Genomic DNA, 14,466 nt, shown 5'->3' on the forward strand with positions numbered 1-14,466 from the left:
TGTAGTAGCTGATAAGGGCTATGACAGCAATACTTTTGTAGCCAGCCTTGAGAACAGAAAGTGCAAAGCTGTGATTCCGCCAAAGAGGAATTGAAAAGTGAAGAGAGACTACGACAAACATCTTTATAAAGAGCGGCATTTGATTGGATGCTTCTTTGGAAAAATCAAGAACTTTAGACGTGTTTTTTCTCGATTTGACAAGACTGCTGAGGTTTTTATGGGTTTTTTAAACTTCGTTGGTTCTCTCATATGGCTTCTCTAAAATTTTGTTCACAGAGACTAGGGGAGCATATGGAGTTAATAGAACGAAATGAGGAATTATACATTCAGGGTTTACCCTTATGCAAGGCAGTGGAGAAGTTTTTAGGAACGCAGCGTAATAGAGAGGAGGTGATACGAATAGATGGGAAGCGTGACTCTTCATCGCCTGACGTTGTACCTAAAGATATTGGTAGTAATCCTACTACTAACGGTGCATCAATACCTACAAGAGCTAATTTACGAGACAATGGAACTCAGACAAAGAATGATCAGAGTCTTGTAAAAGCTGAGCAGAAAATAAAAAAATTAAAAGCACAGAATAAAAAATTAGAACAAAAAGGTAAAGAGTTAGAGCAGAGGGTAGAAGGGATACCTGACGTGGACTGCCTAAGGTCACTGATTAGACACCTTGGATTTCAAAATGCTCTTAAAATGCAAGAATTAGATAATGAACAGTTTAGCGCTAGAAGAGACTTCGATAAAATAAGTCAGCTAGGAAAAGAACTTGATTTATTAAGGCGTGTATCAAAATGCATGAAAGGTTTGGAGGGTCTAATTCAATGTATTTCATTAGATGATACTGGATACTATAGCGATGAGGAGTCTAATGATACACATTCTAATTCTCCAATCAAGAACGTGAGTCAATTGCGTAGATATTAAATATAGAATATATTTTGAGTTAACATGGTTAGAGCTTATACCAAACTCTCCATCTTATATTGAAGGTTGGATGCAACACCATACACTCTGTTTGGTGGGGCAATTTTGTTTTCTATGCCAAAGGTGATACCTTCGGTTATTGCTGCAAGCACTTTTTCAAGATTACAGTCTGCTCCAGGAACGCGGTGTTCTAGGCGACATTTATCGCCAGAATTGAGTATTCTTATCGCAGCAGTTCTATTATTCACGCCCCAACTAACTGTGGTTGGGGTATGAATGTCTGGATATTGAAATCTTAAATATGAATCATCATTTGGGGCAAAAAATAACATGTGTTGTTTCATCATAGCGCATAATCCACCAATACTATGAATCAAGTAATCACTATACTTTTGTTCGCTACGGTAAAATAAATTGCTGTTGTTTGAATCCACCAAATTAACATGCACATTTAATGCACTGCCTGCTCTATCTAAGTAGGGTTTTGCTTTGAAGGAAGCATTCCCACCAAGTTTTTGTGCTGTTTCAGTAATTAATTCTTTTACTAATTCAAAATGCTCGATTAAGTTATTAGAGTTGGTGTAACAACCACTTTTTATCTCATATTGATGTATCGAACTTTCTTTCTCACAGGAAAATCCAAGTGAAGCTATTCTATTTTTAACATTACTAAGAAATAAATGCTCTTTTTCTATTTCTTCAATATAAAATTCTAGCTCAATACCGAGTTTAGCGTGACAACTTAAACCACTTAATATGATCATAAATTTACTTCAGTAAGTTTATATTAGGTTAGCTATATTTATATGAGCACTTTACTTTTTTGCCAATAAATTTAATATCTTATTTATACATAATACATTATTATTTTTTTAGCACGCTGCTAATCCTTAACGCAAGCGAAGTTTCATTTGTTGAAAGAAAAATGATCAATTTTAATGATTTTATACCCTTTACAACTCATCAAAAATCACCATAATTTTTAGTGTGTATTAAGTAGTGTTAGCTTTTCACTTTGCAGCAAGCTATTGATTATCTTGTGTTTTTCTAATTATTGCTTTTTTCTTGGTGTAATATATGAGCTTGATTAACCCTAAGGTTTCTACTATGTTTTTTGATCAAATTGTTACAGTAACAGATCACAATATTGCTTGGAAAAAAATCCAAAATTGTCTTTATAATCTTTATGGAGAGGCAACGTATAATAGCTGGCTAAGCTCACTTAGCTTTGTTAGTAGTAGCAATGGAGAAGTTTTGTTGTCTGTGCCAACAAGATTTATAAAAGAGTGGATTACGGTTCACTACACGGAAAAAATACTATCATTATGGCAGAATGAGGATGAAAGTATACGTTCTATTGATATTCAAGTGATCGAGGAAAAGAATTCAAACCCTAATACTATATCAAAAAGTAGAGAGGAAAGTAATCATAGTCTTGGTTCACCGCTGGATCCAAGGTTTACCTTTGATAATTTTGTGGTAGGAAAGCCAAATGAGCTAGCGTTTACAGCTGCAAAGCGTGTGGCAGAGTCTATAGATCCAATACCAGGCAGCAACCCTCTGTTTCTGTATGGTGGAGTGGGACTTGGTAAAACACACCTGATGCATGCTATAGCTTGGCACATAGTCAATTCTCCATCGGTAAAAAGAAAAGTAGCATATTTATCAGCAGAGAAGTTCATGTACCAGTATATTACAGCACTACGAAGTAAGGATATTATGTTGTTTAAGGAGCAATTTAGGTCTGTAGATGTATTGATGGTAGATGATGTACAATTTATCAGTGGTAAAGATAGCACACAGGAAGAGTTTTTTCACACCTTTAATGCGCTAATAGACCAAAATAAGCAATTGGTTATATCGGCTGATAGATCTCCTAGCGATCTTGATGGAGTAGAGGAAAGAATAAAATCGCGGCTTGGTTGGGGATTGGTGGCGGATATTAATGAAACGACTTTCGAATTAAGACTTGGTATATTGCAGTCCAAAGTGGAGCAAATGAGTATGTATGTTCCAGATGATGTTCTAGAGTTTTTAGCGAGGAACATAAAATCTAATATAAGAGAATTGGAAGGAGCATTGAATAAAGTTGCCCATACTTCATTGATTGGGAGGAGTATGACAGTAGAGTCGGCCAGTGAAACTCTAGCAGATCTTCTTAGATCAAATCATAAGTCAATTACAATAGCAGAAATACAAAGGAAAATAGCTGAGTTTTTTAATATAAAAGTTGCGGATATGCACTCCAATAGGAGGCTTCGTGGTCTTGTAAGGCCAAGGCAAATAGCTATGTATTTTGCTAAGAAATTCACACAAAAAAGCCTGCCAGATATAGGAAGAAGCTTTGGTGGTAGAGACCATGCTACTGTTATACATGCAGTAAAACAAATAGAAAATTTTATAAAAGCCGACTCAAACTTTGCTGATGAAATTAATCAGTTAAGGAAAATGTTTAAGTAGAGGTTAGGTTACACAAGCCTTATGTTTAGTGCTGGAGCGGCAATAGACCACTCGCATAGCTTTTAGCAGCATGCTAGACATATAGAAACAAAAAAACTACTTGACAAATTCTTTCAACCCCCTTATAATGAGACTAAAGCTATTCATTTAACTTCGCAATCTGCAGATTAAAACGACAGAGGAAACTTTGTATTTGGCGTCTCATGTTTAAATTTTTGCACTATGTGCACTCCATGTTTTCATAAAACTTCTAGGTTTTTGCCTATAGAAGCTGAAACGCGCTTATAAGTCGTTTAAGACAGTATAGAACGTCAAATAGAACAAAGGAGAATTTGAATACTAGCTGCTCTAGGTTTCTTTTGCCTTTTTTTCTGCTTAGTAAATTTTTTTAATATTAAACTAAGGTCTGTTGTAGTTTAAAAGTCGCTAAATTGCAGCGTTTAAGACATAAAAACGCCAATACTAAAAATAAACAATGGCCAGGGCTTCTTTTGCTTTTTTTTCTCGTATAGTAAATTTCTTAAATATTATGGCTAAGGCAATTTAAGAGCACACAAAAAATGCCAAGAATAATTGCCTTTTAGATGCAAGAAGTTTAGTGTTTGTTATTTACCTCAAATCGTGACTTTAATCTACCTTAAACTCAAAGTCTTCTGTTAGCTGTGTAGAATACATTTCCTGATTATCTTGATTATAGAGAATAAATTTGTGATCGTCTAAGTTTAATATTGCAAAACCGAAGCCAAAAAAGTTTCTAACTTCATGTGCTAAATAATTTTTGCCGTTTGAGTAACTAAATTCTACATTTTGATAAGTAGGTTCCTGATCTTGAGCGTGTAATAGTGCACCACCGTTTCCGATTATAATCTGGTCTGGAACATTACTCATCAATAAGGTCTGAGCTATGTGAATATGGCCGGAAACTATGGTAGTGACATTGCTTGGAAATTTATCCCCAAAAGCTTCAATTTGTGTGAGATTGCCATGACTTTTTAATGTCAAAAGTTCTTTTTTTGGAGATCTCCAAAGCGGTCTGTGAGTTAAAAACCACGTGGGTTTGCTAGAACTATCTTGTGTTAATTTGTTGAATTGCTTCTCAAAAGCATCAATTGTACTCTGAGTTGTGAAAATATCTTCACCAGACGAAGAGTCGAAGATAAAAAATCTCATCGGTCCAATGTCTAAAGACCAGCTAAGGACGAAATTTTCACATTTTTCAGATGAAAAGGGATATGGATCTAGATATCTAAACCATCCTTCATGAGCTCTGTCACAACTTTCATGGTTTCCCCTGACAAAGAGAAAAGAAGATTGTGATAGAATATCCTTTGCAGGCTCGAACCAATCAGCGTACCAAGCTTCTTTATTGTACCCGTAAATATTGCCGCACTTTTGTTCATTTCTACATTTTGTTTTTCTGTAATGATAATCGCCAACGTGGATAATTAGGTCAGGTTTATGAGAGGCAATAGAATCTAAGTTTTTTTTAAAAGGCCAACTATCTACCGAATGACATTCCTGTTGAAATAATGCATTTATTCTGCAGCCCGTATCACCAATAAAGGCAATTTTGCTAATCTTTTCTGGTAATGTGGGGACCTGTATGTTGTCAATATTAATGTTTTCGGCACTTGTTTCTACTATCAGTTCACAAACTGTTTCAGTGTGATCACCATTGTTAATTGAGCTGCGACTTAGCATTTCTATTTCCTCACCGTCGACATGAACGATGGGACAAGTATCATTGTCTATAATTGCACGTACACTTAATTTATTTTCCGGAATAGCTTGAGACCATGTGTATAATATCTGTGCATGAACAGAATGAAAGCTGATTATAAGAGGTAAGGTTAAAAAAATAAAGGTATTAGCTATATTCATTTGTATAAAAACCTAAGTTTAAAATATATCTGTTCAGCGGGGTGACAAAATAGGGTGGACAAGGTAACATAAAAAGATAACCATGGAGTAAAAGTAAGTTTACAACAAAGGATTTCATCCCAGTGCTTAGACACTGGGATCCAGCAAAATTGATTGTAAACAAGTGTACTATACAGCATTTTAAATGAAACTACCAAAAACTGGATTCCAGTGTCAGCTACTTGCATGACACCACTTTTGCTCAATATTCACCACGTCCCTGAATGGATATCTTAAAATTAGCGACACAATCATCTTAAATAATTGAAGTTCATAATCACAAAATTAGATCTCTTGCATAATCTACTTTCTGATTTTGCATCAAAACTTGCTTGCGCTTCTCCCAAGTATTCTGTGTGTCTCCTAAAAATTCCTTACCATTAATGCAAGAGATCTATTCATAACAGAATTATACAGACAATTTATAAATTATCCTAGTATCAGATTGACACTTTGGATGAAGAATCCTAAAATGATTAAGTGATTTAAAATAATTATATAAAAACTAGAATAAAGTGCGGTCGTGGTGGAATTGGTAGACACGCAGCGTTGAGGTCGCTGTGGCTCATAAGGCCTTGGAAGTTCAAGTCTTCTCGGCCGCACCAAGCTTCTTGTCGTTATTTGATGTAGGTAAAATGTTAATAGGAAATCAAGGTAAAAATAAAATAGAGAGGGCCATCAGTGAAATCAGGCGTGGTCTGCCAATTGTAATATATGATGAAAGTAATTATCTATTGTTTGCTGCCGCTGAAACTTTAGAGAGGGACTCATTTGATCAGTATAAGCTCATATCAGACAATCTATGTGTCACTTTGACTCCAAGTAAAGTGCAGTATACGTTCCAAAATGAGGAAAATGGCAGCAAACGCTTACCGATAAACAACTTTGATGAGCTGCTTTATTTAGTAAACTGTTCAACAGAAGGTAGCACAAAAGAATTACAGCGTTCAAAGATGATAGATAAATGTGCTACTACTTTGCTTAAATTCTCAGAATTATTGCCATACGCATTAGTGATCGATATGACTTTTAAAGATAAGAATGAGATGCGAGATTGGTGTGAGAAAAATGACGTCATTGCGCTGGACACATCATTCATAAATGATTTTCAACGAAACCAGGGTTTATATGAAGTGTGCAAAACATCATTATTTTTGAAGCAGACTCAAGAAGTAAATATCATATCTTATAGAACCAAAAGTGGCGGGAGAGAACATTATGCAATTATTATTGGTAATCCAAATGAAGATGGAGACCCGTTAGTGAGGATTCATTCCTCATGCTATACAGGCGACCTATTAGACAGCTTATCGTGCGATTGTAGAAGCCAATTACATCAAGCAATCCAAATAATGGCTGACTCTAGCGGTGGCATTATATTATACCTTATGCAGGATGGTAGGGGCATTGGTTTAACTAATAAGTTAAGGGCGTATGATATGCAGAGAAAATATAATCTTGATACTGTGGATGCAAATAGAATATTGGGTTTTGAAGATGATGAAAGGGATTTTACCGTTGCAGCTGAAATGCTCAAGAAATTAGGCGTTAAAAAAGTCCAATTACTTACAAATAACGGTAGAAAGTTATCAGAGTTGAAAAACAATGGCATAGAGGTTACAAGGTGTCTACCACTTATTATGGAGCGTAATCAGTATAATAGTTCATATATGGAGACAAAATTTGGTAAGCTAGGCCACAAGTTAAGGGTTTTTTAGCTTTTTTGTTGTAACTACTTTGTTGATTTACTATGTTCGTTAATATTGGTTAAGGTTTTTAGAAAATTAAGATGCTAAAGCTTTTCAAAAAGAAAAATAATGAGTCGTTGGATAAGGATATAAATTGGAGTTCGAGTCGCCATAGCACAGTTGTTGCTCAGAGGAATACTTTACTTTTATTTACATTAATATTATTAGTAGCAATTTCTGTAAGCATATTGGCTATATTTAAAATCAGTACAAGTAGCACTATTGAACCATTTGTTATAGAAATTGAAAAAAAATCCGGAATAGTGCAATTGGTTGATCCTGTTACAGTAAAACAATATTCTGCAGATAAAGTACTAAACAATCATTTTATTGCAGAATATATAAAGGCAAGAGAGGTTTTTGATCAATATAACTACAATTATAACTATTACACAAAGGTGAGGTTATTTTCTTCACCTAATGTATATAATGAATTTAGAAATTATATAAGTTCGCAGAACATGGATGATCTTTTTAATTTATATTCAGGTTTTGTTAAAAATGAATTTAAGATTCGCTCAATTCAGAAATTGTATGATGATACCTTTCAGGTGAGGTTTACTGTGGAATTTACACGAAAAGATGGGAGCTATGTAAGAAAAAACAAGATAGTCATCATGTCGTATAAGTATGCATCACTTGAAATGAATGATCAGCAAAGATACGTTAATCCATTAGGATTTCAGGTTACTTCTTATAGGGTAGATGATGAATATGTGTAGAATATTATTAGTTTTAGCTTTACTGATAAATAGCGGTTTAAGTGCATCAGTTAATTATAATAAGCCTATTTCTGTAGATAGTAGAATAAAAACTTTTGTGTATAGTCCTAACGAAGTATTCACAGTTGTTTTCAGTCAAGGCTACTATTCTTATATTCAATTTGCAGAAGGAGAAAAAGTTAAAAACATTGCTGTTGGTGATGCGTCAAGTTGGAAAATTAGCCCTTATGACAATAAATTACTTATCATGCCATTTGAAGTTAGTAGCCGCACTAACATGATTATTACAACCACCAAAAAGAGAAATTACATTTTTGATTTAATCTCAAGACCAAACTACGATAAATACCCAGATACCGATACTGAGAAAATAAGTCACGATTATTCTGCTGAAAAAGATATATCTTATGTAGTACGTTTTTATTACCCTCAAGAGGAAGATGAATTTGATGTTGATTTAGATGAAGTATCAACGCCTACTCAAATGCAATATGTTGTAGACAAGCCGGAAGGAGTAATACAGGAAAATGACACGAAGTACAATTATACATATATCGATGAAGGTGTTAACACTGATATAATACCAATTGAGTTATTTGACGATGGCTATTTAACCTATTTTAAATTTGGAGACAGCAACAAAATACCTCAGATTTTCACAGAAGAGGGTAAAACTAAATTACCTTGTAAAAGACTGTTATTTGATGGTTATGTTATAATAAAAGGGGTGCATAAGAAATTGTTTATGCGTTATGAGAATAATGAGGTTGAAATTATAAATAGGTCACTTTAGCTGTGGTACATGTAATATGAGTAAAGAAAAGCGTAACAATTCGGAAAATGAGTCAGAAATAGAGAGCAATGTAGTAACAGTTGGCTCTAATCAAGGCCATAGAGCATTAATGGTTGTTATTTTGGTGCTTTTAGTTGGTGGGATATATTATCTCTATTTTAGTCCTTCTTCTGATGAAGAGGATATGGAAACCATTAGAAAGGAAGAAACGGAGCAAAATGTTCAAGAATTGAAAGGAAAGTTGGAACAAGTTCCAGATAATACCGTGGTTCATGAAAGGATAATAACTGATCTACCATCTTTACCTCCTATTTCTACACCACAAGTTATACCGGAAGTAAAACAGATTAAAAAAGAAGCAGTGGTAAAAAAAGAAGAAGAAAAACCAAAAGAAACGCCTATGTCAAATATACCTGTTTTGCCAAAGCAAAACTTCCCTCATAGCAATATTACCAGCAATTTACCAACATCGTTTCCTACAATAGGTGGAGGTGGTTATCCTAGAGACAGACGTGGTGCACAAATGTTAGCAATTTCAAGTGGTGGTAAAGAGGACAAGGCTGCCGATGCCGTTTTATCCAACACCTCAGTACAGCCGAGTGTAGCTACCAAAGTGGGGAAACCTGGGTTTATTATTACTCAGGGTAAAATTATTGACGCTGTTCTTGAAACTGCAATAAGTTCTGATCTGCAAGGAACGCTACGTGCTGTGGTTAGTAGTAATGTTTATGCAGAGACTGGTGATACGGTTTTAATACCCAGGGGTTCAAGATTGATAGGTGGCTATTCATTTGAGTCGAATGTTGCAAGAGCTCGCATAAATATAAACTGGAATAGGATCATTCTTTCTCACGGGATAGATATTGCTATTTCATCACCTGGCACCGATGAGCTTGGTAGAGCAGGAGTAGCTGGCATAGTTGATAATAAAATAGCAAGCGCATTGTTTTCTTCAATATTGCTTGCAGGTGTTTCGATTGGGTCAGCTGTTATAGGACAAAAGGCTTCTAATCTTGTTGATACTCTAACTCCTATGGATGCGGTGAGAGCTATCACTGCAACTGAAATAGATATCTCTCCCCTTAAGGATATTATTGGCAAGAAAGACGTTTCTAAGAAAGATGCAAAGGATGATAAGTGGAAACTTGGGCTTGGAGCTATTAGGAAAATTAAGAGTGCGCCTAATGAACGGAGCCTAGTTGAGATATTTAAGCAAGTAGTAAAAGACCTAGGTTTGGCTTCAATTGATAATAGTAAGGTTGATGAAATAACTTTGGAGGATGTAAAGCAATTATTGCGGAGACAAGGAAGCAAATCTGTCTATGAAGAAGCAATTAGCAAATCAATCGATGATTTTTCTAAAGATGTGCGAGATATAGTCGAAAGATCTACAGATAAAAAACCAACTGTTTATGTCGATCAAGGCACCGCGTTGAAAGTATTTGTTAACCAAGATATAGTATTTCCTCCACAGGCAATATTAAACCAGTAAAATGAACTATGCTGCACTTGATACATATTTAGAGCCATTACAAGGCATCTTTCAAGAGGAAGGTGTAAATGAAATATCAATAAATAAGCCAAAGGAAGTATGGATTGAAAATCGTAGTGAAATAAGGTGTGAAAAATTAGAGATATTCGACCTTAACCATTTAAAATCTCTTAGCAGATTGATTGCTCAAGCTACAGAACAAAAACTTAGCGAGGAAGCACCGCTGCTTTCAGCTACATTACCAAATGGTTATCGTATACAGATAGTATTTCCACCGGCATGTGAGTCTGATAAAGTAGTCATGTCAATTCGTAAACCTTCTACCATGCAATTAGCATTGGATGATTATGAAAAGATGGGGGCTTTTTCTGAAACTGTTATAGAAGTAACTGATGATCCAGTGGATCGTCACCTGGATTCGCTGTTAAAGCAAAGGAGAATAAGAGAGTTTTTAGAATACGCTGTAATAAATAAAAAAAACATCATAATCAGTGGCGGAACTTCTACTGGTAAAACTACTTTCACTAACGCAACTTTGCGTACCATTCCAGCTGAAGAAAGAATTATTACTGTTGAGGATGCGAGGGAAATCGTTTTGAACGATCACCCCAATAGAGTACATTTGATTGCCTCTAAAGGAGGGCAGGGCAGGGCCAAAGTGACCACTCAAGATTTGATAGAAGCATGCTTACGTTTAAGACCAGATAGAATAATAGTTGGTGAGCTCCGTGGAGCGGAAGCTTTTAGCTTTCTTAGGGCAATAAACACTGGTCACCCAGGATCAATATCAACCCTTCATGCGGATAGTCCAGCAATGGCCCTTGAGCAAATAAAACTGATGGTCATGCAAGCAAATCTTGGCATTCCTCCAGATCAAATCATGCCATACATCAGAAATGTAATCAATATTGTTATCCAGCTAAAAAGAACCAGTGGGGGGAAAAGAAGCATTTCTGAAATATTATTTACTAGATCATCGGATGAAAATGCTTAAATTTATACATAATGAGGAAAAGTAGTTTATGAGTAATGGAAATCATCTACGCAACATTCTAATGGGAGGGGTTGTAGCTTTCAGTGTACTAGAATTTTGTTTCTATTTATCTGGTGTATTGTTTTACCTATTTGTTGATGGTCCAGATGGTGTGGATTTTAAAGCAATTAACCCTAGCTTGACGCCTTTTCCTCAAGCTCTTTGGCCAACAATTTTTGATCATATACAATATAGTTGGCATCATCCAGAGTTGTACAGCCTTGAGCTCAAAATTAAGTTGGTTGTATCTTCTGCGCTGCCTATCGTTGTCTTGATGATTATTTTGTGGAATTTAAGGGAGAGGATAGTTGAATGGCGGCCATTTAAAAAGAAAGAATCACTACACGGAGATTCAAAGTGGGCATCAGAGAAAGACATAAGAAAAGCCGGGTTAAGAAGCAAAAAAGGGTTATTGCTTGGTAAAGATAAAAGGGGCTACTTTATTGCTGAAGGGTTTCAACATGCATTGCTGTTTGCTCCTACAGGTTCGGGTAAAGGTGTTGGCTTTGTAATTCCTAATTTATTATTTTGGACTGACTCGGTAATTGTACACGACATAAAATTAGAAAACTATGAAATAACAAGTGGTTGGCGAGAACGGCAGAAGCAAAAGGTATATGTGTGGAATCCAGCACAGCCAGATGGAATAAGCCACTGTTATAATCCGCTACAATGGATTAGTGAAAAACCCGGACAGATGGTTGATGATGTGCAGAAAATATCTAACCTAATCATGCCTGAACAAGACTTTTGGCAAAATGAAGCAAGAAGCTTGTTTGTTGGAGTAGTATTGTACTTACTTGCTGCACCAGAGAAAGTTAAATCTTTTGGTGAAGTTGTGCGTACGATGCGTAGTGATGACGTGGTTTATAATCTCGCTGTTGCTCTTGATACAATGGGTAAAATAATACACCCTGTGGCGTACATGAACATTGCAGCTTTTTTGCAAAAAGCTGACAAAGAGAGATCAGGTGTCGTTTCAACCATGAACTCGTCGCTTGAATTGTGGGCAAACCCATTGATTGATACTGCAACGGCGACAAGTGATTTTAATATTTTAGATTTTAAAAAGAAGAAAACTACAGTTTATGTTGGCTTAACTCCTGATAACTTAACTAGATTAAGACCTTTAATGCAGGTTTTCTACCAGCAAGCAACTGAGTTTTTGTGTAGAAAATTGCCACCGGATGATGAGCCTTATGGTGTATTGTTTTTGATGGACGAGTTTCCAACACTTGGAAAAATGGAGCAATTTCAAACTGGCATCGCATATTTTCGTGGTTACAGAGTCAGATTATTCTTAATTGTTCAAGACACTGAACAGCTCAAAGGAATATACGAAGAGGCAGGAATGAACTCCTTTTTATCAAACTCGACGTATAGAATAACTTTTGCAGCCAATAACATTGAGACGGCTAACTTAATATCGCAACTTATAGGGAACAAAACTGTGCAACAAGAATCGTTGAACAAACCTAAATTTTTAGATTTGAATCCTGCTTCAAGATCGTTGCATATCTCTGAGACACAGAGAGCGTTGCTGCTGCCTCAAGAAATTATTATGTTGCCACGTGATGAGCAGATAATTTTAATAGAGTCGACTTATCCAATTAAATCAAAGAAGATTTTGTACTACAGTGATAGCACCTTTACGAGGAAGCTGCACAAATCAACTTTTGTGCCTACACAAGAGCCATATGACCCAAATAAAGTTTTTTCTGCTACTAACGAAGATAAAATTAGTAAAGAAGAGAATAATGCTATCGCAGGGCCTAGCGCTGCTGATTATCCTGTTGAAACTCAAACCGAAGATGCAGTATATGATGAATCAGAGATTAACAATGAGCTTAAAGAGGAAGATCTTGATGATGAATATGTTGACGACAAGTTTGAAGATGAAGAAGATGACGGGTTTGATGATGAAGAGGATGAATTTGAAGGTGGTGATAAATTTAAAGAGGAAAGAGACAATGATGGGTTTGATGACAAAGAGGATGAATTTGATGATGAAGATATTAACGACGAATTAAAAAATGACAACAAAGCCGAAGATAAAGGTTAATTTTGCCTATTTTTTTTGCTCAGAAAACAAGTTATGCAAATCATTAAGCTTTTCACATTAAGCCATCTTTAATTAATTAGTATTAAATTATCTACTTTAAGTTAGGGGAGTAGTAAAATGAGTAATAAAAAAGCATTAGCAGTTACAGCATTTGCTTTATTGTTGTCACAACAGTCTTTTGCAAGCGAAACAGAGGGATTTTACTTCGGTGGTGGATATCACGGCCAATTTTTAAATAGCATAGGTTCACTTGAGGTAAAACAAACATCAGGAGCTGAAGAAACTGGAAAGGCTGCACATTTCACTATAAATGAAGCGTACATTCGAGGCAAAGTGAAGGGTAAAAAACCGAGTGAATACAAAAGAGAATATAATCCACCTTTTGCTGGAGGTGTAGCGTTTGGTTATGAAGGAGAATTGGGTAACAACAGCTATAGAGCTGAATTAGAAGCGATGCATTCTTCTGTAAAAGCTGATAATGTCGGATTAAAAGGCAATCAAATGGGTGTATCGTACATAAAAACAATCAGTGGCAGCAATTATGTGTATGCTGCTACAGTCGATAATGACCAAATTGAAAACACATCTGTGATGGCCAATGCCTACTATCATTTGAAGAATGACAGTTTCTCTTTTTCGCCTTATGTTGGAGCTGGGGTCGGTTTAACAAGGGTGAAGATATTTGGAGAGGCGTCAATAAGACCCGCATATCAATTAAAAGCTGGTCTTAATTATTCCATAAATGAAAGTGTAAATATGCATGTTGGATATAGACATTTTGGTGCTTTTGGTGCGAACCATGAACTAAAAGCAAACCTGTTGGGAGAAGTGGAAGAACAACAACCAAGACAACCAGGTGAAAGAAAAATATCGGTACTTAATAAAGGTAAAAAAACAACAAATGTGAAGTTACACAGTGAAGGTATAAGCATAGACGATGGATTGTTTACTATACGTGGTATAGAGGCTGGTCTTACTTTCCATTTTGCTAGTAAATCTTAAGGCATGTTGCTCTTTGGAGAAAATAAGCCTTTATACGCTAACTATGGATTAGAAAGAGAGTAGAGAGAGAAATAGGGTAAACTCCAGTATTTTAGCAACAATAAGAGGTTACCCAATGCATAAGAATATAGCAGAGTTATTCTGTTTTGTAGATGATTATTGTAAAATAATAGATGAGAACTTTGCAAGTAGACTACTAGCTAATGGTAAAAAACCTATAAGAATACCCGCAATAACGTATTCTGAAATTATAACAATAATCCTATTATATCATCAATCTAGATATGAAAACTTTAAACCCTTTTATATA

11 protein-coding genes, 1 tRNA gene and 2 pseudogenes are annotated in these 14,466 nt (G+C 35.5%); 11 read left to right on the forward strand and 3 right to left on the reverse strand.

From position 1 onward, the window contains the following. Positions 1-123 precede the first annotated feature (123 nt). On the reverse strand, positions 124-249 hold the full coding sequence (locus tag GO685_RS05845) for a hypothetical protein (protein ID WP_410543287.1): 126 nt from the start codon (positions 247-249) through the stop codon (positions 124-126). On the opposite strand from GO685_RS05845, the gene GO685_RS00495 reads away from it, so the two are divergent. After that, positions 250-924 carry a hypothetical protein gene (locus GO685_RS00495; protein WP_175937088.1) on the forward strand — a complete coding sequence of 225 codons (675 nt, stop codon included), beginning with the start codon at positions 250-252 and terminating at the stop codon, positions 922-924. It begins immediately after the preceding gene. Positions 925-959: 35 nt separating this feature from the next. Here GO685_RS00495 and GO685_RS00500 read toward each other — a convergent pair whose 3' ends face one another. Further along, a complete protein-coding gene (locus GO685_RS00500; RefSeq protein ID WP_175937089.1) occupies positions 960-1,688 on the reverse strand; it encodes a type I glutamate--ammonia ligase in 729 nt (242 codons plus the stop codon). Between the two features lie 313 nt (positions 1,689-2,001). Here GO685_RS00500 and dnaA point away from each other — a divergent pair, with 313 nt between their 5' ends. Beyond that, on the forward strand, positions 2,002-3,384 hold the full coding sequence (gene dnaA / locus GO685_RS00505; protein WP_175937090.1) for a chromosomal replication initiator protein DnaA: 1,383 nt from the start codon (positions 2,002-2,004) through the stop codon (positions 3,382-3,384). Between the two features lie 627 nt (positions 3,385-4,011). On the opposite strand, the gene GO685_RS00510 is transcribed toward dnaA, so the two are convergent. Further along, the gene (locus tag GO685_RS00510; protein ID WP_175937091.1) at positions 4,012-5,265 is read right to left on the reverse strand and encodes a metallophosphoesterase family protein; all 1,254 of its coding nucleotides are present in this window, start codon (positions 5,263-5,265) and stop codon (positions 4,012-4,014) included. Positions 5,266-5,821: 556 nt separating this feature from the next. Here GO685_RS00510 and GO685_RS00520 point away from each other — a divergent pair. The 9 genes and pseudogenes from GO685_RS00520 to GO685_RS00560 form a co-directional block, all read left to right on the forward strand. Beyond that, a tRNA-Leu gene (locus tag GO685_RS00520) sits at positions 5,822-5,909 on the forward strand. A gap of 30 nt (positions 5,910-5,939) precedes the next feature. Then, positions 5,940-7,022, forward strand: a complete 1,083-nt coding sequence (locus tag GO685_RS00525; RefSeq protein ID WP_175937097.1) for a GTP cyclohydrolase II — start codon at positions 5,940-5,942, stop codon at positions 7,020-7,022. A 71-nt stretch (positions 7,023-7,093) separates the two neighbouring features. Next, entirely contained in the window at positions 7,094-7,774 is a 681-nt protein-coding gene (locus tag GO685_RS00530; protein WP_175937092.1) for a VirB8 family type IV secretion system protein, read from the forward strand. Further along, positions 7,761-8,567 (forward strand): P-type conjugative transfer protein VirB9, encoded by an 807-nt coding sequence (virB9, locus tag GO685_RS00535; RefSeq protein ID WP_175937098.1) that lies wholly within the window; start codon positions 7,761-7,763, stop codon positions 8,565-8,567. The genes GO685_RS00530 and virB9 overlap by 14 nt, the downstream gene beginning before the upstream one ends. Before the next feature lie 16 nt (positions 8,568-8,583). Continuing rightward, positions 8,584-10,059 carry a TraB/TrbI/VirB10 family type IV secretion system protein gene (locus tag GO685_RS00540; RefSeq protein WP_175937093.1) on the forward strand — a complete coding sequence of 492 codons (1,476 nt, stop codon included), beginning with the start codon at positions 8,584-8,586 and terminating at the stop codon, positions 10,057-10,059. Between the two features lies 1 nt (position 10,060). Beyond that, positions 10,061-11,053: a P-type DNA transfer ATPase VirB11 gene (virB11, locus tag GO685_RS00545; protein ID WP_175937094.1), complete on the forward strand. Its 993-nt coding sequence runs from the start codon at positions 10,061-10,063 to the stop codon at positions 11,051-11,053. Positions 11,054-11,114: 61 nt separating this feature from the next. Then, a pseudogene (locus tag GO685_RS00550) lies at positions 11,115-12,986 on the forward strand (type IV secretory system conjugative DNA transfer family protein); the annotation flags it as partial. Positions 12,987-13,271: 285 nt separating this feature from the next. Then, a complete protein-coding gene (locus GO685_RS00555; protein ID WP_175937096.1) occupies positions 13,272-14,156 on the forward strand; it encodes a P44/Msp2 family outer membrane protein in 885 nt (294 codons plus the stop codon). Between the two features lie 115 nt (positions 14,157-14,271). Continuing rightward, positions 14,272-14,466 (forward strand): annotated as a pseudogene (locus GO685_RS00560) (IS982 family transposase); the annotation flags it as partial.

The organism is Wolbachia endosymbiont of Madathamugadia hiepei (assembly GCF_013366855.1).
In the GTDB taxonomy this organism is placed as follows: domain Bacteria; phylum Pseudomonadota; class Alphaproteobacteria; order Rickettsiales; family Anaplasmataceae; genus Wolbachia.

Bases quoted from the DNA above. Each gene is read 5' to 3' on its own strand.
- GO685_RS00555 (WP_175937096.1), top strand. From the start codon at position 13,272: ATGAGTAATAAAAAAGCATTAGCAGTTACAGCATTTGCTTTATTGTTG.
- dnaA (WP_175937090.1), top strand. From the start codon at position 2,002: ATGAGCTTGATTAACCCTAAGGTTTCTACTATGTTTTTTGATCAAATT.
- virB11 (WP_175937094.1), top strand. From the start codon at position 10,061: ATGAACTATGCTGCACTTGATACATATTTAGAGCCATTACAAGGCATC.
- GO685_RS00510 (WP_175937091.1), bottom strand. From the start codon at position 5,265: ATGAATATAGCTAATACCTTTATTTTTTTAACCTTACCTCTTATAATC.
- GO685_RS00540 (WP_175937093.1), top strand. From the start codon at position 8,584: ATGAGTAAAGAAAAGCGTAACAATTCGGAAAATGAGTCAGAAATAGAG.
- GO685_RS05845 (WP_410543287.1), bottom strand. From the start codon at position 249: ATGAGAGAACCAACGAAGTTTAAAAAACCCATAAAAACCTCAGCAGTC.
- GO685_RS00495 (WP_175937088.1), top strand. From the start codon at position 250: ATGGCTTCTCTAAAATTTTGTTCACAGAGACTAGGGGAGCATATGGAG.
- GO685_RS00530 (WP_175937092.1), top strand. From the start codon at position 7,094: ATGCTAAAGCTTTTCAAAAAGAAAAATAATGAGTCGTTGGATAAGGAT.
- GO685_RS00500 (WP_175937089.1), bottom strand. From the start codon at position 1,688: ATGATCATATTAAGTGGTTTAAGTTGTCACGCTAAACTCGGTATTGAG.
- virB9 (WP_175937098.1), top strand. From the start codon at position 7,761: ATGAATATGTGTAGAATATTATTAGTTTTAGCTTTACTGATAAATAGC.
- GO685_RS00525 (WP_175937097.1), top strand. From the start codon at position 5,940: ATGTTAATAGGAAATCAAGGTAAAAATAAAATAGAGAGGGCCATCAGT.